This window comes from Fusicatenibacter sp., from assembly GCF_050872605.1.
GTDB lineage: Bacteria > Bacillota > Clostridia > Lachnospirales > Lachnospiraceae > Fusicatenibacter.
The window spans coordinates 1-20,266 of sequence record NZ_JBNMHD010000026.1 but is presented as its reverse complement, the minus strand read 5'-3'; the positions used below and the strand labels follow the sequence as shown (position 1 = coordinate 20,266).

Genomic DNA, 20,266 nt, shown 5'->3' with positions numbered 1-20,266 from the left:
GCTGCTCTTTTTGTGTTCCTGATTTTTCGACTGTTATCTACAATTTATACTGCATAAAATTCCCATTGTGCACAAATCCAAAATTTGTATACAGTTTTACTCCCATATCTGACCCCGTGATCTGTATTGTGCCGCATCCATATTCTTTTGCATCCTTTATTACACGGGACAGCAGTTCCCTTGCAATACCTCTTCTTCGATATGCCGGATCGGTAAACATACTGGACAGTAAACCAATTCTGCCGCTCGGGCATCCGAAGTATGGAGGTTTTTCTACAAATGACATTCCACTCGTTCCAATGATGTTCTCTCCGTCAACAGCAATCCAGGATACAAAAGTGCCATCCGCCATATGGCGTTCATAGTAATCTTTTAACGCAGGTGCTAAATCAATCGCTTCTTTTGCCCCTTCTTCGCGAAGCTGATGGATTCTCATCTGAATGAAAATATCAAGTTCCTTCTGGGTAAGTCTTTTATATTTGATTGCCATTTTTATTCCCTTCTGCTTATTCTCTCACATCCAGCACCTGCACATACGGCTCCTCTTTTGTGCATGGTTTCCAGTCGTCTTTTCCCTCTGCATTCGGGTTTCCGGTTTTCATGAAATTGGTCCAGTCGTCCATCATTTCTTTGCTGAGGGCATAGTCGCCTTCGGTTTTCGGGCGCCAGCTTCGGCCGAGGGTTCCGAACATGTACCAGAGTTCGGAGGAATGGAACGCTCCGGCGTCGTCGCCTAACAGGGCGCGGGTGAAGTAGTAAACGTATGCCGGTTTTCTTCCGAGTTTTTCCAGCGCAAGGCTCCAGTTGATGCATCCCTTATAAATGCCGCCGTGCTCGCCTTTTTCTTTCATCTCCGGGAAGACACCGATATCGTCTGCGGTGGAACCGAGCATGTATGGGATATCCTTGATTTTTCCTTCTGTCACAGCCTCGTTATAGCCGCAGGTCAGCAGGTAGTTGTCGATATTCGGTACGAAGCTCAGCATTCTCGATGGATTTACGCGGCCAAATTCTTCCTGCAGCTCCACGATTTTCTCTGCCGGAATCGCACGCAGTTCTTCGAGTGTTTTTGCACCGGTAAGCTCTACAAATTCCTGACCAATGGTTTCTGCCTCGGAAAGCAGCATATCACGGTTCAGTCCGGTGTCGTAGCCGCCGGCACTCTGAAAAATGGCCCTGCTGATCCAGTTTTCCGTCAGCGGAGAGCTCACAAGTGTCTGTACGCTCATGCATCCTGCGGACTGACCGAATACGGTAATGTTTTCCGGGTTGCCGCCGAATTCTGCGATATTTTCTTTTACCCATTTCAGCGCCGCAACCTGATCGAGAATCGCATAGTTTCCGCTTCTTCCGACGCCGCTCTCCTCGGAAAGCCACGGATGCGCCAGGAATCCGAAGGCACCGAGACGATAGTTGATCGTTACCAGAATCACACCGCGCTCGCAGTAAGCTGCTCCGTCAAATTCGGATTCGTGGCTGAAACCATGCAGAAATGCACCGCCGTGAATCCAGAACGCAACCGGCAGTTTTTCGTCTGCCGCATCTGCCGGTGTCCAGATATTTAAGTACAGACAGTCTTCACTCTGGTTCATGCCGAATTCCGGGTCAAGATAAAATTCTTTTCCATAGAAGGAATCCGGCTCGTGCTCAGTCTGCGGGCAGACGCATCCGAAATGATCCGCCTCATAAACACCATCCCAGCACTCCGGCTCTTCCGGCGGGCAGAACCGTTTTTCGCCTACCGGCGGCTTTGCGTATGGAATGCCGCGGAATACGGTGTAGCCATCTTTTTGCACACCATGAATCTGTCCATATCTTGTTTTTGTCTCTGTAATTGCCATAAGTAAAAATCCCCTTTCCATTTCTTAATACCTGTGATAAAAACCCTCATACAACTTCAGTATAGCAAATCTTTTTTCTGGCTTCCATATGCACAATTCCAAAGAATACCACCTGATTTTGTGACAATTGCAAAACAGGATTCCATTTTTCTATATTCCTATTGACTCACTATGTTTTGAATAGTATGATAAATTTAATTTTGAAAACAATCTCTAACTTATTTTTACATGAGGATACTTTATGACAAAACGATTTTCTTCCACTACCTTAAAAACAGCTTTCGTAAAATCCATCCCGATTTTCTGCAGCTACGTTTTCGTCAGCATGGCCTACGGCATGATGATGGCATCTGCCGGTTTTCCCTGGTATGATTCACTGCTGGTGAGCCTGACGGTCTACACAGGCGCGTTCCAGTTCGTCCTGATTACATTTCTTTCCAGCGGCGCATCCCTGATCACAATTGCCCTCACGGCGCTTCTGATGAACAGCCGTCAGAGCTTTTACAGCCTTACCTTCCTGAAAGAATTTAAACAGATGGGACGGCGGAAACTGTACATGATCCACACAATGACCGACGAAACATACGCCGTAAACTGCACACTGGATCTTCCCAAAAAAGAAAAAGAGGACACCATGTTCCTCGTCGCTCTGTTCAGCCGCTGTTATTGGATGGTTGGTTCGGTTCTTGGCGGCATCCTCGGTCAGATCATTCCGTTCGACCTGACGGGCATTGATTTCTGTATGACAGCACTTTTTCTCATCATCTTCATTGACCAGTGGGAAAAAGCAAAGAAGCACTCACCAGCACTCACCGGTCTTGGCATCGGCATCCTCTGCCTGCTGATCTTCGGTGAAAACCGTTTCATGCTTCCGGCACTGCTGATCGTATCCGCCCTTTTACTTCTGTTCCAGAGAAAGGAGACTCTCGCATGACAACCTCTTATTTTCCGACGGCCGTCGCCGTTTCCGCTGTCATCACATTCGGACTCCGCGCGCTTCCGTTTCTTGCATTTTCCGGCAGCCGTAAAATGCCCGTCTCCCTCGAGCGCCTCGGCCAGGCACTGCCGTCAGCCATCATGGCAGTTCTGATTGTCTACTGTATGAAAGATATCCCATCCGGCGGTCTCTCTGCCGCATTACCAAAACTGCTCGCAGCAGCGGTCGTCTTCATCACCTATAAATGGAAACATCAGACACTTATCTCTATTCTGCTCGGGACAATTTCTTATATGGTGCTTCTGCATCTCTTTTAACCATACTTCTGTTCACAAAAAAGGAATGCAGTCACGAACTCCTATTGAAATTCGCGGCTGCATTTTTCTTTTCCTGCTATGCTCCAATCAGCACATTCTTCCCCGCAAATGCAAACTCATAATGCCGGATCCTTTCCTGCGGCACGCCGAGAGCCACCAGTCCTTGATGAAGTGAGATTTATCCACAAAGAAATAATGGTTTTCCCTTAAGGATGCAAAATTCTGTTTTCCTATACTGATTACTTTTTCCATCCATCACACCTGCTTTCGGAATTTGTCCTTTTCTCGATTATACACTATCCTTTCCTGAATTCCAATCTTAAAACATCTCATTCGCCGCAAACGTAAAAAACAACAACGCCAGAAACAGCACTTCCAGCACCGCTCCCAGAATGGTAATGATCTTTCCCGTCTTCTCTTTCCAGATTTTTTTCATCCCCAGATACAATAGAATTCCGATCACCGCGCCAAGCGTATTATCGATCACATCCGTAATATCACTCGCGCCGATCGCAAAAATATACTGCGTCACCTCAAAAAACAGGCTCAGTCCCGAGGCAAGGAGAATGCGGTTCTGGATTTCGCTGTCCGGATAGAAGGCTGAGATGCAGAGGCCGAACGGCAGAAAGACCAGCATATTTTCGATAATTTCACTAATCTGCACTTTCCCGTTCACCACAACCGACGCCGCATACGGAATCAGATTAATCCCCCGCAGGTGCGGAATTTCTTCCGGGCGCAGGGCGAATTTGAATAAAATGCACCAGACAAGCAGCGCCAGGTAAATGCCGAATACCACCAGAAATGCTTTTGATTTTTTCTTATTTGCCAGAAATCCCATATTGGTTCCCCCCTCTGAATCAGATTTTCTATACGTCCGATTCTATCAGAACATTCTTAGGATTCCTCTTCTCTTTTCCAAAGAAATCCCAACGGATTTCCTAAGATTTTCTGAAGCTCAGATTCTTTTACATTTCTTCGTCATGCCAATTTATTATATCTTTCATATCAATTATATCTTTTACATATCGTAAAAACTGTGTATAATACCCCGTGGGCAGAGAAAAGAAGCGGGATGAAAATCTCATATTCCCCTGGGACAGCAGTATTCTCCCCACTGCTGTCTCTCCTTTCAGTGAAGGCTGTCGCAGACAGTTTTCTGTGGTGTAGATAAAAGAGGAGGCCGTGCACTGAGCACAGCCTCCTCTTTTCGTGTTTTTCATCTTTATTTTTTCATCGTTATTTCTTAATCTCATATCCACAATACTGCATTACCAGCTCGCAGAACATCGCATTCGCCCATGAGAACCACTCTCTGGTGTAAACGGTCGGATCATCTACGAAGACACCCTCGTGCATCAGTCCTGTACCGCCGTCGGTTGCCATCAGTTCGTGGATCATCTGATGCTTCTCCTCTTTTGTCGGTGCGGTCAGTCCCTCGATGGCTTTGGAAATGTGCCATACGTAGCGAACCGGTGTATGCGGGCTTCCGATTCCGGAAAGCTTTGTTCCGGAATAGTAGAACGGGTTTGCCTCGCTTAAGATCAGCTTTCTTGTATTATCAGCCACTTCCTGGCTTTCCGGCTCGTAGCCGAGATAGCTCATGGCCAGAAGGCTCGGTACATTGGCATCATCCATCAGATTATACTGGCCAAAGCCGTCTACCTCGTAAGCATAAACATCGCCAAGTCCCCAGATATGGGTGGTTCCGTAAGTCTCAATGGCCTGTTTTACGGTCTTCGCCATCTCTTCTGCTTTCTTTGCAATCTCCTCTTTTCCGCCGACGAAATCTGCGATCTCTTTCAGGTAATTCAGAACGACAACCGCAAACATGTTGGACGGGATCAGATAGCCGTAGCGGCAGGAGTCATCGCTTGGACGGAAGCCGGACCAGATCAGGCCGATGCCGGATTTTACCTGCGCACCTTTTCCGTCTCGGGAAAGCGTATCGGTGTAGGAGCAGTTTTTCCGGATGAAGCTGTACGGGGATTTCTCTTCGTGATTCATTTCGGTCTCAAATACAGTCAGGATTTTGTCAACACCTTCCCAGAAAACCTCATCAAACTGATCCGTTCTTCCGGTGTTCTTCCAGAACAGATAGGAGAACTGCAGCGGATAGCAGAGCGAATCGATTTCATACTTTCTCTCCCAGATCCACGGTCCCATATCGGTCTCGTCCTTCTCCCAGCAGTTGCCGTTCGGTCCTTCGTTGAATGCGTTTGCGTATGGATCGATGTTGATGCACATAAACTGGCGGCGGATCAGGCCTGCGATCAGGTCAGCCAGCTCCGGGTCGTTCTGTGCCGGAACAAGGTACGGGCGCAGCTGTGCTACGGAGTCACGCAGCCACATTGCCGGGATATCTCCGGTGATGACGTAGGTGCTGCCGTCCTCCATTTTCTTCACGGTCGTATCGAGGGTGTTGGAGTAGCATCGCTCAAACATATCAACGATTTCCGGCTCGTCTTTCAGTTTTTCTCTCAGGCTTAAAATCAGCTCCTGGACAGACTTTGGTAATGTCTCTTTCATTGTTTTTTCGTCCTTTCGATGAAATAAATTGTAATTCTACCATATCAACTTTACTTCTGCGCGTCAATCTCTTTTCGGTTTCTCTGCGACAGAATCCCGGTAAATAATTTTTCCCGGAATGCGGTACACCTCGCCGCCCTGCTTCTGCGGTTCGTTCATATGTTTGATCATCCGTTTTGCGGCGAGCCGCGCAATCGCATCGGTGTCAACCGAAACCGTCGTAAGCGGCGGACTGCAGAGCTGCGCGTAGATCGAATCATCAAAACCGGTCACGGAAACGTCTTCCGGAACGCGGATTCCCCGCTCTTTTAACGTCCGCACCAGACGGAATGCCGTTTCATCACAGTTGCATACAAACGCAGTCGGAAGGTCTTCCGGCAAAGAAAGTTCAATCGCCGTTCCTTCCTCACTCCGGTCCGGAATCATCCATTTTTCTTCCGGGTGAATGCCCTCTTCCAGCATGCTCCGCAGATAACCGAGATACCGGTCGGAAATACTGGTTGTGCTTCCTACCGTTCCGACAAATCCAATCTTCGTGTGACCCTGCTGGATCAGATAATTCGTCAGCTCGTAGGAACTGTAAACGTTCTCTGTGATGACGGAATCCGACTTGTGCGTCCGGTCGTAAATGTCCACATACACCTTCGGGAGATCAATCTGCGTAATCTGCTCCCGCACCCCGTTGTCGAGAATGCCAAGAAAAATCAGACCGTCAAACAGCCCGCGGGTCCGTATGGTGTTCAGATCCGACGGCAGTGTTGCCATCGTCGGCGAAATCATAATGCTCGAGCAGGATGCTTTCTGCAGTTCGTAGATGATCCGCTCATACATCGCCATATAAAATTTTCCTTCATCTCCGAAGCTGAACCTCGGGCTCATGATGATGCCTACTTTTTTACTTCTTCGTTTTCCGTAGTCCGGAAGGACGTAGCCGGATTCTCTTGCGAGTGCAAAAATTTTTTCTTTCAGTTCTTCCCCCACGCCGTCTTTTCCATTCAGCGCTTTGGAAACGGTTACTTTACTGATCCCCAGCTGATCCGCCAGGTCCTGCATGGATACCGATTTTCTCTCTGCCATGTTGTTAACAGCCCCTCTATTTGTTTCTTAACTTATAGTTAGATGTTAACATCGTTTTTCACCGCTGTCAACTGGTTTTTCGTTGATCTGTACAGCAGAATTCTATTCCATATCTGTCTTTTGTATAATTTTTTCTATTTATGCACTTCTCGCAGAGTACAGAAAATCCCCTGTTTTCGGGTCTTTTTCTTCCGAAAACAGGGGATTTCATCTTCTTTTGCTTTGGTTTTTCTGTCTTTTTAATACCTTTCCTGTAACACTTTCATTTCCTGCACGACACTTTGCAGCCGTTTCTCACCGACATAATTTCCAACTGCGAACAGTGCTTTATAAAGAAAATTTACTGCCGCCTTGTCATCAGACTTCTGCTCTTCCTGCCTCTTCCGCAGTTTCTCCGCCATCGGAAACAGCCCGGCCAGCAGTTCTTCTTTCCATGCACGGTCTGCCGATTCATCCGTTTCCAGTTCTTCCAGGTCGTAATTGTCCGTTCTGCCGCATTTTCCTTTACAGACAGCGCAGTCAGGATTCAAACGGTTTTTCTCTGCTTCAACGCGTGCAATCCATTCTTTTCCATTTTCTTCTGTCAGTTTTTTTTCCGGATCTGCCGCGCAGAGCCCTGCAAGCAGAATCTGATGTGTCGCGCCATCCGGTCTGTAACCATTGCTGTCACCGCTCGAAAACTCCTGCGATTCGCCCTCAGCGGCTTCTCCTCTTCCATCCACCGACCGCGCCAGGCCGATCAGGGCACCGATGAGTTTTTCCTGTATTTTTGTCATCTTTCTTCTCCTGTTATTCCTGCTCTGCATTTTTGAACAGGGCTTTTCTCTTTTGTCCTGCTGTTTCCAGCCAGTCTGTTACTCTAAAAGCTCGCCCTCCGTAGAAATCACAACCGTTTTCACCGGAATCTTCTTTCCGCTCTCTTTTACTGCCATTTTCACCGCACGCTCCATTCCCGCACAGCACGGAACCTCCATACGTGCAACGGTGATGCTTTTGATATCATTCCGCATGAAAATCCGCGCGAGCTTCTCCGAATAATCGATATCGTCAAGTTTGGTACATCCCACCAGCACAACATGATTGCGGATGAAATCCTGATGAAAGTTTCCGTAGGCATATGCCGTACAGTCCGCCGCAACAAGAAGGTCTGCTCCCACAAACATGGAAGCCCGCTCCTGCACCAGCTTGATCTGTACCGGCCACTGGCGGAGCTGTGACGGAGCTGCCGCGTTGGTTTCTGCTGCTTCCGCCGCATTCTTTCCGCTTTCCGCTTTCGCTTTCCGCTGGTTCTCCTTCACCGCCTCCTCATCGTACGGCAGCGCCTCCCGCTCCACAAACGAAATCGCATCCGCCGGACAGACCGGCAGGCAGTCGCCGAAGCCGTCGCAATAGTCATCGCGGATCAGTTTCGCCTTCCCGTCGACCATTGCAATCGCACTCTCATGACAGGCATGCGCACACAGCCCGCATCCCGTACATTTTTCTTCGTCTATCTGAACAATTTTTCGAATCATGGTGTTAACTCCTTTTCTCTTTTTACTGCTCCACCATGATACCATATTTCATCCCATCTTTAACAGTTCTTTTTTCTAGTAGTTTTTTCCTCTTGCTCCAACCGCAAAAGCAGGGCGCTGCGATTTTTCTTCACAGTTTCCCTGCTTTTAAACCATGTTTTCTCTACAGCACCAGCTCCTCATCCAACGCCAGCGAATAAATAATTTTCTCTTTTACCTTCTTCCCTGTCGTCCTCTCGAGTGCCTGCTGGTAGTAGGCGAGCTGTTTTTCATATCGTTTCTTCAGCTCCCCGATCTCTTTCACGCGGTCTGTTTTATAGTCCACGAGAACTAGTTTCTCACCCTCGTTGAACCACGCATCGATGATTCCCTGCACGAGAATCGTCTCCTCCGCCGGATACGACGGATCGGCCTCGCTTGCCGGAACGGACATTACAAACGGCTGCTCCCTCCTCAGCGTTCCATTCAGAAACGCATTCCGCATCCGCATTCCGACCGGACTCTTGGCAAATGCCAGAACGGATTTGAAGTAAATGCAGTCCGCCGCCTCTTTCGTCATTTTTCCTTCCGCGACAAGTTCCTCCGTCTGTGCCATCAGCTCTTTGATGCTGTATGCCCTGCGGTAATCGAGGCATTCCAGCAGACGGTGGTATGCGGTTCCGCGGTCAGCTCCGGTCAGGGCCTCGGCGTTATCCTTTTTCATAAATCCAGGCACAATTGGAACAAATTCTTCCTGAACGAACAGCTCTTTTCCGATTTCGGATTCCTCCATTCCTGCCTTTTTCAGCTGGGAAACCGTAACCTTTACCGGAATCTGCTTCTCGTCTTCATACGGATACTGATACGAAAACCGCCCTTCTACGAGTTCCTTCAGCGCCTCTTCCCGCGGCGGCTGTTTCGGAATTTCCATGATTTTCTGCTCATTCACCGCGCGCTCCATCTGGTGCAGAACCTCGCCCTCGACGAGTCCCGCCGGTGATACCAGGCGGATCGTAGCCGGAATTTTCTCCGCGTACAATGGATTTTCCGCATTACCCGCAAGACCAAACTGTTCATACAGCCCATCAAAACACCGGTTCCGTGAAAATGCCGGTAGAATCCAGTCGAGATAACCGGATGCACTGCTCAAAGTCTGATACGACAGCAGTTCTTCCTGCCGTCCCGCATGTGCCGCGCACTGTTTCACACGGCTTTCCAGCTTCGATGCCATCCCAGTCATGATCAGCTTCTCCTTCGGACGCGTCATCGCAACGTAGAGCACACGCAGTTCCTCCGCCAGATTTTCCAGTTTCATGCTCTGCCGGATAATCTGCCGCGGCAATGTTGCCTGGCGCACGCGGTGCTCCGGATCGATCGCATCCGCACCGATACCCATCCGGGAATGCAGTACGAGTGCCGCGCGGCTGTCCATCTGGTTGAACGATTTTCCCATACCAGAGAGGAACACGACCGGAAACTCAAGTCCCTTACTCTTGTGGATACTCATAATACGCACGGTATCCGCGCTCTCACCATAAATATTCACTTCTCCGAAATCCACTTCATACTTCTGAAGCTGTTCGATATAACGGATAAAGTTGAACAGGCCGCGGTAACTCGTGGCCTCGAACTCCACCGCCTTTTCCACCAGCATTTCCAGATTTGCCCGCCGCTGCACGCCGCCCGGCATCGCAGATGCATAGCCGCCGTAGCCCGTCTCCTCGAGAATCTGCGTAATCAGTTCATGAATCGGCGTGTACGGCACACGGCTCCGCAGCATTTCGAGCTGTGTGAGGAACCGCCGCAGTTTCTCCCGAAGCGTCTCATCTTCGCCCGCCGCCGCATATTTTCCACACGCCTCATAAATTTTTACATCTTTATCCACACAACGCACCACCGCAAGCTCTGCATCGGTGCATCCGCAGATCGGCGAGCGGAGAATTGCCGTAAATGGAATCTCCTGGCATGGATTGTCGCACAGATGCAGATAATTCAGCACCGTCACGATTTCCTGCGTGGAAAAGTATCCCGTTTTTGATGTGCTGTACGCCGGAATTCCCGCCGCCTGCAGTACGCGCGAAAACGTCTCCGCCCATCCGCTGACCGCACGAAGCAGAATTACGATATCGCGGTACCGGATTTTCCGGTATTCCCCGGTCTCTTTGTCCACGACTTCCTCATTTCCGACCATCTCGCGGATGCGCGCCGCAACGGCAGCCGCCTCCGTTTCCATCTTTGTCTCACGCGACTTATCATCTTCCAGCTCGGGCGCCTTGTCATCCAGTAAAAGAAGTTCCGTTTCATATGCTTTCTGCCACGTTTCCGCCTTTCCCTCTTCCATTTCCGGCGATACAGGAAACGCTGCTCCCACATGAAGGCTCGCCGCCTCATCGTACGCAATGCCGCCAAGCTCCTTGCTCATCAGCTTGCAGAATACATAGTTCGCGGTTGCAAGCACTTCAGGCCGGCTTCGGAAGTTTTTGTCGAGGTCAATTCTCTGCTGGCTTTCCCCGTCCTTCGCATACGTATGATATTTTTCCAGAAACAGCTCCGGCCGCGCCAGGCGGAATCCGTAGATGCTCTGCTTGATATCGCCGACCATAAACCGGTTCCATCTGCCTTCCTCCTCACCGGACACTGCAGAGAGCAGCGCCTCCTGGATAAAGTTGCTGTCCTGATACTCATCGATCATGATTTCGCGGAACTGTTCCGAGAGCTCCCGCGCCGCATCGGTCCGCACCAGACGGCCGTCCTCCTGCTGCACAAGAATTTCGAGCGCAAAGTGTTCCAGATCGGCATAATCAAGAATATTTTTGCTCCGTTTTTTCTCTGCAAACGCTTTCGCAAACTGCTCCGTCAGATCGATCAGCACGCCGATCGGCTCCCGGCAGTCCGCAATCTCCTCCGCAATCTCGGCGCTGTCCTTCTCGAAAAACTGCTCTTTTAATTTCTGCAGTTCTTTTTTGCATGCATCGCGCTCCGCCTTCACCTGATCTTTCAGCGCCTCGCTCACATCGTCTGCCTTTTTCCGCGAAAGCGCCTTGAACTTCATTCCGGCCATCGCACGCACCAGCCCGTCAAACGATTCCGTTTCCAGCAGTTCTTCCACCACCTGCTGGTCGGAAGCTAATGCCTCATCATACAGATACGGTCCGCCCGGGCTTACCGCCGTTTTTCGGTTTTCCTCTATTCCTTCCAGAATACTCGAGAGCCGCTTTTTCGCCTCAGCCATCAGCTCCTGTACCCAAATACTTTTCTGCACCGCCTCCGGCGAATTGATCTGATACGCCGCCCGGCACTCCTCAAGCCACTGTTCCGGCCACGGATAACTCATGGAAAATTCATACAGCTTCAGCACGAGCGCGTCGAGCCCATCGTCCTGCTTTCCCGCCGCGTAGCTCTCCACAAACCGTGTAAACGCAGGATCTTTTTCCGCAAACCGCTCCTCCATCACCTTCTGGATCACGTCGCTTTTCATCAGGCGAATTTCCCCCTCGTCCGCCATGCGGTATACCGGATCGAGATCGATCATCTGAAAATAATTTTTTATCACATACGAACAGAAGCCATGGATCGTGCTGATCTGCGCATGGTGAAGCAGGGTCTGCTGCCGCTGTAAATGCTCATTCTCTGGATTTTCCTCGAGGCTCTGCTGCAGGGCGCGGCCGATTCGCTCTTTCATCTCGCCTGCGGCCGCACGCGTAAAGGTCACGACAAGAAGCTGATCAATATCAATCGGGCGCACGGGATCTTTCACCATTGCAAGGATCCGCTCTACCAGAACCGCCGTCTTTCCGGAACCGGCCGCTGCGCTGACCAGAAGATTCCGGTCTCTCGTATCAATGACTTTCTGCTGTTCCGCTGTCCATTTTACTGCCATTTATCTCTCCCTCTTCTTTCTGGCTGATTACTTTCTCATACATGGAAAACTGCATTTCTCTTTCCTTTCCGGAAGGCAGTCACTCTTTTTGATCACTTTGTATTATCTCCTGCATCGCCTTCATCAGCAGTTCCGTGTCCATGCCCTTCAGTTTGCGGTACTCGTATCCCTGAATTTTCTGGTCAAAACCGCAGATTCCCTGATATTCACAGTACGCACACGCCGTCGCACCGTCCCGCTGATACGGGGAAATTTTTACATTGCCCGAGAAAATGCCCTCGCCGATCTCGCGCACCTTCTTTCTGGTGTACGTACGGATCACATCAAACTGCTCCGGCGATGCTACTTTCGAATAGCTCGTATAACTTCCGTCCTTCTTTTTTCCAACCGGGATCACATCGGATGTCGTTCCGTCCTCGAGCACGCGGTCGAGAAGCTCCACAACTTTCCGGTCCGCATTCACAAGACCATCCATCCGCAGCGCTTTCAGCATCCGCCGTCCCCACGCCTCGTCGGTCTCATCCTCCGCCTGATCGAGCATCGGATCATCGATATGATAATAGAACACGCCCGCCGGCTCTACCTGTTTGCCGGGATGCTTTTTCTGTTCCAGCTCCACTGCCGCATCAAGATAGACCGCAAGCTGCAGCTGCAGTCCATAATAGAGTGCCACCAGGTCAAGCGACGTATTTCCCGTTTTATAGTCAATAATTTTCACATAGACCTTATCATCCGTCTCGCAGAGATCCACACGGTCAATCCGTCCGCGCAGACGCATTTTCTCATGCTCCGACAGATCGATGTTGATCGCAGACAGCGAATCCTCCATCGAGAACGAAACCTCGAATTCCCCCGGCTCAAATTCTCCCTGCAGGATCTGCTGCTGCAGTGCCCAGACGGTTCGTTTCAGGATCCTTTTTACGCGGATAATGCGGTACTGGTTCCGGCTTGAGCTCTGGAAAATTGTGTTTCCATAGTCTGCCATCGTTTCCTCGACACACTCCTCGATCAGACGGTCGCGCGTGTCATCAGTCACCGTTTTCCAGGTCTCACCGTTCTCCTGCAGTTTTTTCGAAAACTTCTCAAGCGCTTCATGCATGACCGTTCCCATATCCGCCGCTTTCAGCTCATACTGATCCCGCTCGCGGATCTGGAGACCGAACTCCATAAAGTGGGCAAACGCACACGCCGCATACTTTTCCAGCCGCGTTGCACTGTTTTTTAACGTCTCTCCGTACAGTGCCGATGCCGCACTTCGTCCAATCACACCGTCCGCACAGCGAAGAAACGCCGCTTTCCGATACGTCTCCGCCGGAATTCCCGCCTCCGGATGTGCTGCATACCAGCGGTAAAGCTCCTCAAACAGCGGATCGATCTCTCCCTCCGCCGCTCTGCCAAGCTCCTCCAGAAACAGTGCCTCGCCTGAACGCGGCATTTCCAGTTTTTCCTCCGGTTTTTCCTCTTTTTCAATATCCCGCACCGGAATCTCCGGGAACAGCTTTCGAATCTCATTGATCAGATACGACGGATTCTGCGCCTCGCCGGATGCACCCGCCTTGGCAAACGAAAGATACAGCCGCTCCGACGGCTTCGTCAGATTTCGGTAGAGATGAAATTTCTGCTGATACATTGTCTCACGCGCCGTCGGGGACAGCTTTGCATCCGCCCGCTCCAGCTCCTCGCGGTCATACTCCGAGAGAATACCGCCGCCCGCGTCGTGGCGCGGAATCAGCCCGTCATTCACGCCGACGAAAAACAGCACGCGGATGTCCTTCAGACGCGACCGTTCATTATCACCGATCAGCACCTGATCCGCGGTCGGCGGAATAATGCCGACAGATGCCTCCGCAAAGCCCGCCTCCAGAATTTCCTGATACTCTGCCAGCGTCATCTTCTCATCGCCCAGCACCTCGACAATTTTGTCCAGCAGCTCCATGACAATGCCGTAAATCTGGCTGTATTCTTTTGCGAACGCCTCCTGTCCCTGCTGCTCAAACTGCTGCCGCCGCTCCTCGAGCTTTTCCTGCATCTGATTCTGCACTGCCAGTGCATACAGCGCCTCGGTCCGCTCCCGCACGGTGGCATCTTTCTTTTTCATCTGCTCCGCAAACGGCTGCACTTCGGCATAGAACTTCTCCCGCAGAAGATTGCGCTGCGGCACTTCATCCGGCTTGATGCCGCGGTAGCCCCTCGTCCAGGTTTCCCCATACGCTTTCAGCCCACGGATACCAAGCGCGAGCACATAGTTTTCCATCGCATCCGTCTCCTCGCGGTTCAGACTCGAAAGACCGCAGCGCAGATAGCGGAAGACACTCTCGTAGGAAAAGCTCTGCACGACCATCTCAATCGCCGCGCGCAGAAATTCGACGAACGGGTTCATCAGGACGGAATGTTTTTCATCAACGAAGTACGGAACACCGCATTTTTCAAAGATTTCCCGCGCGTATGTGCCGTAAACGGAGAGATCTCCGGTCAGAACGGCGAAATCCTGGTAGCGCATGCCCTCCTCGCGCACCATGCGGCGGATCAGACGCACCGTCTCTTCCAGCTCGGCACGCGGATTCGGCGCTACGCTGATATAGATTCCCCGCTGGTTCGCCTCGTGTCCTGCTGCCGGATTTCCCGTCTTTGCTTCCGTTCCTGATTCCGGTCTTTTTTCTATTCCATTTCCGGAAAATCCTCTCTTCCCATACCGGAACAGTCTCTGCTCCAGCTGATCCATCGTGCTTCCTGGCTGAAAACGGCCATGTCCCGAGCGTCTGACCCAGATTTCCGGCTCCACCGGGCACCCTGCTTCATCTGCCGCTTTCATGAGCTGCTGGACAAGCTGGCGGCTCATCGCAAAAAGCTGATGCGGAATCGCCTTTTTATACGGGTTCTCCCGCTCATCCATAATAATCGTCACATAAACCTTCGCACAGAGCCGGAACAGCTTTCCAAGCACACCGATCTGTACCGGCGTAAATCCGGTAAACCCATCCACCAGCACCTCACTGTTTTTGATCAGCGCCGATTCTTCCAGTTTCCCCGCCAGAACTTCCAGCACATCCTCCGCCGTCACATAACGGTTTTCCAGATATTCCTCAAACGCACGGTAGATCACACCGGTGTCCTTCAGCTTTGCCGCCAGCAGCTTTTTCTCTCCCGTCTCTTCCGCCCACGCATCAAGCTCAGACGGCGCAATCTGGTACTGCTTCAGCTCGGAGATCAGCGATTTCATCTTCGAAACCGCACCGGTTCTTTTTAACGTGCTGCCAAGAATTGTCAGCTCCTTTTTCTTTTCCTGCGCAACGCGCTTCACCACAAGGCTTTTTCCCGTCTCTTCGAGCACCGGATACAGGCTTCCGCCGGTCTCCTCAAAAATACGGTATGCCAGACGCTGGAAACTTAAAATATCAATATTTAAAATTCCGCCCGCCGGATGCAGAGACACGAGTTCTTTCTGCGTCTGCATCGTAAACTGCTCCGGCACGACGATCAGATAATTTTTCTCTGGGTGGCGCGCCGCTTCCGCCAGGATTTTTTCATACGCATACCGCGATTTTCCGGCCCCCGAATTTCCCATAATAAACTGCAGGCTCATACTTTGCTCCTCCTGTTCTGATCCATTTCTGCCCCAAAACAAACATAGCTACAGTATAGCAGACTCTTTTTTTTGATGCAATCAACCTGCTGTAGAACAACCTTCATAAAAACCATTCTTCCCACATACATTATAGTAAAAACGCCCGTCTGTTCCGCCCCGCAGACGACTTTCCAAAAAGGAGTGTGCCCGCCATGAGTTCCAAAACGAAAATTGTTGTATTACATATGAAAGAAGTGGTTTACACCGCTGTTTTTCTTGCTCTCGCGCTGATTCTTCTCGTGGTGTTTCTGATCATGTTCTCCGGGAAGAAGGATTCTGAGAAAAAAACTTCTGTCACCACTGCTGCTTCCGCCGAAAATGCACGCTACATTCCCGGCATCTACACCTCCACGATCTCCCTCGGCGACCAGACCTTCGATGTGCAGGTCAATGTTGAGCAGGACCGCATCACCGCGATTTCACTGAATAACTTAAGTGAAACCACCGCCGCCATGTATCCGCTCATGGAGCCCGCGCTCGATTCCATCGCCAGCCAGATCTATGTGAATCAGACAACGGAAGGCCTCATCTACGGAGAGGACGACCGCTACACCTCTGAACTGCTCGTCTCCGCGATCAATCAGGCGCTCGAACAGGCTCAAAATCCTTCCGCCGCAGAATCATGATCTTTCCATGAAAAAGGCCTCGAAGCATTCTTCTGCTCCGAAGCCTTTTTTCTGTCGTGCATCTCAAAATTTGATTGTCTGCACCAATTTGGATTATCTTTGTTTCTTTCCGTATTTCCTGTTTTGTTTTTTACAGCTGGTCAAGTTCCTCTCTCCAGAGCTTCACGCACGCATCGCTCGGCATACGCAGGTCGCCTCTTGGGGATACTGCAACGCTTCCGACTTTCGGACCGTCCGGCAGGCAGGAACGTTTGAACTGCTGTGCAAAAAATCTCCAGTAGAAGGTTTTCAGCCATTTCAGGATTGTCGCATCATCGTAAACACCGGCAAATGCAAGTTTTGCCACACGGTAAATCTTGAGCGGTTCGTACGTCACACGCAGCATATAATATAAGAAGAAATCATGAAGCTCGTACGGTCCGACGAGATCCTCTGTTTTCTGGGAAATGACACCGTCCTTCGGCGGCAGCAGTTCCGGGCTGACCGGCGTGTCGAGCACATCCAGAAGGATATCGGAAAGTGCTTTTTCCCCGCAGGTGTCCGCATAATACTGTACCAGATGGCGCACCAGCGTTTTCGGTACGGATGCATTGACGGCATACATTGACATATGGTCGCCGTTGTATGTTGCCCAGCCAAGTGCCAGCTCCGAAAGATCACCCGTTCCGATGACCATGCCGCCGGACTGGTTGGCGAGATCCATCAGAATCTGGGTTCTCTCACGCGCCTGTCCGTTTTCATACGTCACATCGTGCTTCTCCGGATCCTGTCCGATGTCGCGGAAATGGAGATTGACGGCCTCTTTGATGTCGACCTCTTTTAAGGTTGCACCAAGGCACCGCGTCAGTTCACAGGCATTCTGATACGTGCGGTCCGTCGTTCCAAAGCATGGCATGGTCACAGAAAGAATCTGTTTTCTCGGAAGTCCGAGCAGATCAAACGCTCTCGCCGTCACGAGCAATGCCAGCGTTGAATCCAGTCCGCCGGAAATACCGATGACCGCGCTCTGGCAGTGCGTATGCGCCAGACGTTTTTTCAGTCCCATGGCCTGAATATTTAAAATTTCATCACACCGCTGATCCCGGTTATGCTTATCCGACGGTACGAACGGCCGCGGATCGAAGTAACGGGTCAGCTTTGTTTCTTCTATTGTTAGTGAGAACTTAACCACCTGATAACCGTCGGTTCTCTGTTCCGGATATGTGGTCATTCTTCTGCGCTCACTCGTCAGACGATCAACATCGAGATCCGCGCAGACGATCTGATTCTCGAACCGTTTTGCCTCGGCAAGAATCGTTCCGTTCTCCGCAATCAGATGCTGTCCGCCAAAGACGAGATCCGTCGTGGATTCGCCCTCGCCTGCTGTCGCATAAATATAACCGCAGATCAGACGTGCCGACTGTGCACTCACGAGACTTCTCCGATAGCTGTCTTTTCCGACCATCTCATCACTCGCAGAAAGATTGACGATCACCGTCGCACCGGCCAAAGCATGCGCCACACTCGGCGGATTCGGAGTCCAGAGATCCTCGCAGAGCTCTGCAGCAACTTTCAGGCGCGGCATCTCTGCACACTGGAAGAGCAGATTCATGCCGAACGGAACCTCTTTTCCGAAAAATTCCGTTGTTGTCACCGCTTCTTTTCCCGGCGTAAAGTGACGCAGCTCATAAAATTCATTGTAGTTCGGCAGATATTTTTTCGGTACGACGCCGAGCAGCTCTCCGTGGCAGAGTACGGCAGCCACATTAAACAGCTTTCCGCCCTGTTCCCACGGAAGGCCGACAAAAATCAGTGCATCGGTCTCTTTCGTTCCGTCGGCAATCTCTTTTAATCCCTCTTTCGCCGCGTCGATCATCTGGCTCTGCCAGAATAAATCGCTGCAGGTATAGCCGGTCAGCGCCAGCTCCGGGAGTACCATCACTTTTGCGCCCTCGGCCGCCATTTTATGAATGGTTTCCAGAATGACTCTTGTATTTTCTCTGACATCCGCTACTGCCACCGCACAGGAAGCGGCTGCGACTTTTACGAATCCCTGTTTCATCTTTTTATCCCTCCGCTATTTGCTTTTGCGCAGTAATTCTTTCAGATCCTCGGTAGAAAATTCATAGGCGCTGTTGCAGAAATGGCATTTCAGCTCCACCGGTTTTGCTTCCTGAATCATCTCATTCAGTTCTTTTCTTCCGACCGCAATCAGCGCTTTCGATACACGCTCACGGCTGCAGTTGCAGTAAAACTGGGTCGGCACAGTATCATTGATCACAAGATCCATGTCTCCAAGCAGCTTTTCGAGAATCTGCTCCGGGGTCAGTCCCTCGTCGAGAAATGCGGTAACAGAATTGACTTCTGCCAGACGCTGTTCCAGTTTTTCAATGACTTTCTCATCGCAGAACGGCATCAGCTGAATGATAAAGCCGCCGGCCTGACGGACAGTATTGTCTTTGTTCATCAGCACACCAAGTCCGACGCTGGACGGAACCTGCTCACTCGTTGCAAAATAGTAGGTCAGGTCCTCTGCGATTTCACTCGTCTGCAGAACGCACTGTCCGACGTACGGCTCTTTCAGTCCCAGGTCTTTGATGACATCCATGAATCCGACGCCGACAGCACCTGCCACGTCAAGTTTTCCTTTTTTGTTGGCCGGAATCACGACGTCCGGGTTTCCGACGTAACCTTTTACATTTCCTTTGGAATCTGCTGTTACGGTAATGCCGTTCAGCGGTCCGCCGGCATGGATGCGCAGGGTCAGAAGGTCTTTATCTCCCTTCATCATAACGCCCATCATCGCACCTGCCGTCAGAAGGCGGCCCAGCGCTGCGGTTGCAACCGGGCTCGTGTTGTGATCCTGACGTGCTGTCTCTACAGTTTCTCTCGTTGTCGCTGCAAACGCACGAATCTGTCCGTCTGCCGCTGTTGCTCTTACAATATAATCCATGTTTCTCTCCTATTTCTCACTTTTTCCTTTTTCTCTTGCTACGACATAAATACGTTCGCTCTCCGGTCTCGGCGCATCCTTTGTGAATGCATCGTAGGCCGTCACAAACTCCATGCCTGCCTCTTCCAATAAGCGGCGGATCGTCGCAAGATCGTAAGCTCTCTGATAATGTACCTCTTCAAATTTACGGTACAGATCGGAATCTTCTCCCTCCGGGATGAAAATGGCAAGCTTATATTCGTTGATCTCTTCCTCCGGGTCATAGTAATTATCCCAGATGAAGCTTGCCTCTTCGCGGTTTTCCGCAATCGTAGTCTCACCCATCTGTTCATATTTATACTTGGTATTCAAATCAAAGATAAACATGCCCTTCGGGTCCAGATAATTGTTGACGAGCGAGAAGACTTCCCGCAGATCGTCTTCCTCCAGAATATAGTTGATGGAATCGCAGATGCTCACGACCGCTTTCACGGTTCCGTAAAGCTCAAATTCCCGCATATCCTGAAGCAGATATAAAATGTTTAAGCCGGACTCGGCGCGTTTTTCACTGGCAATCTCGAGCATATCCTCGGAGTTGTCCACGCCGATCATATCGTAGCCCTCTCTGGCGAGCAGCTCAGTCATGTTTCCCGTTCCGCAGCCAAGATCGAGCACCAGTCCGTCTTCCACCTGATATTCTTTTAAAAGCTGAATCAGATATTTGCTCCAGGCAGGGTAGTCCACGTTGTCCATGAACATGTCGTATACCTGGGCAAAACTGGTATAACTTTCATTCATCTTTCTTTTCTCCTTCATCGTTTCCAGTAGCTACGCCTTATTGTATCACATCACACAGGGCAACTCAATATACGAAAAGACCTGCAGGATCCCTGCAGGTCTCATTCACTCCCCGAGTTGGGCTCGAACCAACAACCCTTCGGTTAACAGCCGAATGCTCTACCATTGAGCTATCGAGGATTATTTAATTGAAGATATTTGATATACCTTCAAAACCGCATACACTTTACAT

16 protein-coding genes and 1 tRNA gene are annotated in these 20,266 nt (G+C 50.6%); 3 read left to right on the top strand and 14 right to left on the bottom strand.

Going from position 1 to position 20,266, the window contains the following annotated elements:
• Nucleotides 1-37: 37 nt before the first annotated feature.
• Both ACY2VT_RS09005 and ACY2VT_RS09000 read right to left on the bottom strand, forming a co-directional pair.
• The gene (locus tag ACY2VT_RS09005) at nucleotides 38-490 is read right to left on the bottom strand and encodes a GNAT family N-acetyltransferase (RefSeq protein ID WP_461874066.1); all 453 of its coding nucleotides are present in this window, start codon (nucleotides 488-490) and stop codon (nucleotides 38-40) included.
• 16 nt (nucleotides 491-506) lie between these two features.
• Nucleotides 507-1,841, bottom strand: a complete 1,335-nt coding sequence (locus tag ACY2VT_RS09000; protein ID WP_461879642.1) for a carboxylesterase/lipase family protein — start codon at nucleotides 1,839-1,841, stop codon at nucleotides 507-509.
• A gap of 241 nt (nucleotides 1,842-2,082) precedes the next feature.
• Between ACY2VT_RS09000 and ACY2VT_RS08995 the strand changes: the two genes are divergently transcribed.
• On the top strand, nucleotides 2,083-2,775 hold the full coding sequence (locus ACY2VT_RS08995) for an AzlC family ABC transporter permease (protein ID WP_461879641.1): 693 nt from the start codon (nucleotides 2,083-2,085) through the stop codon (nucleotides 2,773-2,775).
• Nucleotides 2,772-3,095, top strand: coding sequence for a branched-chain amino acid transporter permease (locus tag ACY2VT_RS08990; protein WP_461879639.1), 324 nt, complete (start codon nucleotides 2,772-2,774; stop codon nucleotides 3,093-3,095). Before ACY2VT_RS08995 ends, ACY2VT_RS08990 begins: the two co-directional genes overlap by 4 nt.
• A gap of 319 nt (nucleotides 3,096-3,414) precedes the next feature.
• On the opposite strand, the gene ACY2VT_RS08985 is transcribed toward ACY2VT_RS08990, so the two are convergent.
• From ACY2VT_RS08985 to ACY2VT_RS08950, 8 genes are all read right to left on the bottom strand, one after another.
• Nucleotides 3,415-3,936, bottom strand: a complete 522-nt coding sequence (locus tag ACY2VT_RS08985; protein WP_461879638.1) for a VanZ family protein — start codon at nucleotides 3,934-3,936, stop codon at nucleotides 3,415-3,417.
• A gap of 127 nt (nucleotides 3,937-4,063) precedes the next feature.
• Nucleotides 4,064-4,318: a hypothetical protein gene (locus ACY2VT_RS08980; protein WP_461879637.1), complete on the bottom strand. Its 255-nt coding sequence runs from the start codon at nucleotides 4,316-4,318 to the stop codon at nucleotides 4,064-4,066.
• 16 nt (nucleotides 4,319-4,334) lie between these two features.
• A complete protein-coding gene (locus ACY2VT_RS08975; protein WP_118595886.1) occupies nucleotides 4,335-5,624 on the bottom strand; it encodes a glycoside hydrolase family 125 protein in 1,290 nt (429 codons plus the stop codon).
• A gap of 63 nt (nucleotides 5,625-5,687) precedes the next feature.
• Nucleotides 5,688-6,701 (bottom strand): LacI family DNA-binding transcriptional regulator, encoded by a 1,014-nt coding sequence (locus ACY2VT_RS08970; protein ID WP_461879636.1) that lies wholly within the window; start codon nucleotides 6,699-6,701, stop codon nucleotides 5,688-5,690.
• Between the two features lie 239 nt (nucleotides 6,702-6,940).
• On the bottom strand, nucleotides 6,941-7,477 hold the full coding sequence (locus ACY2VT_RS08965) for a hypothetical protein (RefSeq protein ID WP_461879635.1): 537 nt from the start codon (nucleotides 7,475-7,477) through the stop codon (nucleotides 6,941-6,943).
• A gap of 78 nt (nucleotides 7,478-7,555) precedes the next feature.
• Nucleotides 7,556-8,215, bottom strand: coding sequence for an ATP-binding protein (locus tag ACY2VT_RS08960; RefSeq protein WP_461879634.1), 660 nt, complete (start codon nucleotides 8,213-8,215; stop codon nucleotides 7,556-7,558).
• A 163-nt stretch (nucleotides 8,216-8,378) separates the two neighbouring features.
• Nucleotides 8,379-12,074 (bottom strand): helicase-exonuclease AddAB subunit AddA, encoded by a 3,696-nt coding sequence (gene addA / locus ACY2VT_RS08955; RefSeq protein WP_461879633.1) that lies wholly within the window; start codon nucleotides 12,072-12,074, stop codon nucleotides 8,379-8,381.
• A gap of 79 nt (nucleotides 12,075-12,153) precedes the next feature.
• Nucleotides 12,154-15,657: a PD-(D/E)XK nuclease family protein gene (locus tag ACY2VT_RS08950; RefSeq protein ID WP_461879632.1), complete on the bottom strand. Its 3,504-nt coding sequence runs from the start codon at nucleotides 15,655-15,657 to the stop codon at nucleotides 12,154-12,156.
• Between the two features lie 194 nt (nucleotides 15,658-15,851).
• Between ACY2VT_RS08950 and ACY2VT_RS08945 the strand changes: the two genes are divergently transcribed.
• A complete protein-coding gene (locus ACY2VT_RS08945) occupies nucleotides 15,852-16,325 on the top strand; it encodes a hypothetical protein (protein WP_461879631.1) in 474 nt (157 codons plus the stop codon).
• Nucleotides 16,326-16,455: 130 nt separating this feature from the next.
• Here the strand turns inward: ACY2VT_RS08945 and ACY2VT_RS08940 are convergent, their stop codons facing one another.
• The 4 genes from ACY2VT_RS08940 to ACY2VT_RS08925 form a co-directional block, all read right to left on the bottom strand.
• A complete protein-coding gene (locus tag ACY2VT_RS08940; protein ID WP_461879630.1) occupies nucleotides 16,456-18,366 on the bottom strand; it encodes an NAD(+) synthase in 1,911 nt (636 codons plus the stop codon).
• 15 nt (nucleotides 18,367-18,381) lie between these two features.
• Nucleotides 18,382-19,257 carry an Hsp33 family molecular chaperone HslO gene (gene hslO, locus ACY2VT_RS08935; protein ID WP_022462421.1) on the bottom strand — a complete coding sequence of 292 codons (876 nt, stop codon included), beginning with the start codon at nucleotides 19,255-19,257 and terminating at the stop codon, nucleotides 18,382-18,384.
• Nucleotides 19,258-19,266: 9 nt separating this feature from the next.
• Complete coding sequence (locus ACY2VT_RS08930) at nucleotides 19,267-20,052, bottom strand: class I SAM-dependent DNA methyltransferase (RefSeq protein ID WP_461879629.1); 786 nt, start codon at nucleotides 20,050-20,052, stop codon at nucleotides 19,267-19,269.
• 90 nt (nucleotides 20,053-20,142) lie between these two features.
• Nucleotides 20,143-20,214, bottom strand: a tRNA-Asn gene (locus ACY2VT_RS08925).
• Between the last annotated feature and the right edge of the window lie 52 nt (nucleotides 20,215-20,266).

What these genes read in the sequence shown, in the direction of transcription:
- ACY2VT_RS09005 (WP_461874066.1), bottom strand. Translation starts at nt 490, where the DNA reads ATGGCAATCAAATATAAAAGACTTACCCAGAAGGAACTTGATATTTTC.
- ACY2VT_RS09000 (WP_461879642.1), bottom strand. Translation starts at nt 1,841, where the DNA reads ATGGCAATTACAGAGACAAAAACAAGATATGGACAGATTCATGGTGTG.
- ACY2VT_RS08995 (WP_461879641.1), top strand. Translation starts at nt 2,083, where the DNA reads ATGACAAAACGATTTTCTTCCACTACCTTAAAAACAGCTTTCGTAAAA.
- ACY2VT_RS08990 (WP_461879639.1), top strand. Translation starts at nt 2,772, where the DNA reads ATGACAACCTCTTATTTTCCGACGGCCGTCGCCGTTTCCGCTGTCATC.
- ACY2VT_RS08985 (WP_461879638.1), bottom strand. Translation starts at nt 3,936, where the DNA reads ATGGGATTTCTGGCAAATAAGAAAAAATCAAAAGCATTTCTGGTGGTA.
- ACY2VT_RS08980 (WP_461879637.1), bottom strand. Translation starts at nt 4,318, where the DNA reads ATGAAAAACACGAAAAGAGGAGGCTGTGCTCAGTGCACGGCCTCCTCT.
- ACY2VT_RS08975 (WP_118595886.1), bottom strand. Translation starts at nt 5,624, where the DNA reads ATGAAAGAGACATTACCAAAGTCTGTCCAGGAGCTGATTTTAAGCCTG.
- ACY2VT_RS08970 (WP_461879636.1), bottom strand. Translation starts at nt 6,701, where the DNA reads ATGGCAGAGAGAAAATCGGTATCCATGCAGGACCTGGCGGATCAGCTG.
- ACY2VT_RS08965 (WP_461879635.1), bottom strand. Translation starts at nt 7,477, where the DNA reads ATGACAAAAATACAGGAAAAACTCATCGGTGCCCTGATCGGCCTGGCG.
- ACY2VT_RS08960 (WP_461879634.1), bottom strand. Translation starts at nt 8,215, where the DNA reads ATGATTCGAAAAATTGTTCAGATAGACGAAGAAAAATGTACGGGATGC.
- addA (WP_461879633.1), bottom strand. Translation starts at nt 12,074, where the DNA reads ATGGCAGTAAAATGGACAGCGGAACAGCAGAAAGTCATTGATACGAGA.
- ACY2VT_RS08950 (WP_461879632.1), bottom strand. Translation starts at nt 15,657, where the DNA reads ATGAGCCTGCAGTTTATTATGGGAAATTCGGGGGCCGGAAAATCGCGG.
- ACY2VT_RS08945 (WP_461879631.1), top strand. Translation starts at nt 15,852, where the DNA reads ATGAGTTCCAAAACGAAAATTGTTGTATTACATATGAAAGAAGTGGTT.
- ACY2VT_RS08940 (WP_461879630.1), bottom strand. Translation starts at nt 18,366, where the DNA reads ATGAAACAGGGATTCGTAAAAGTCGCAGCCGCTTCCTGTGCGGTGGCA.
- hslO (WP_022462421.1), bottom strand. Translation starts at nt 19,257, where the DNA reads ATGGATTATATTGTAAGAGCAACAGCGGCAGACGGACAGATTCGTGCG.
- ACY2VT_RS08930 (WP_461879629.1), bottom strand. Translation starts at nt 20,052, where the DNA reads ATGAAGGAGAAAAGAAAGATGAATGAAAGTTATACCAGTTTTGCCCAG.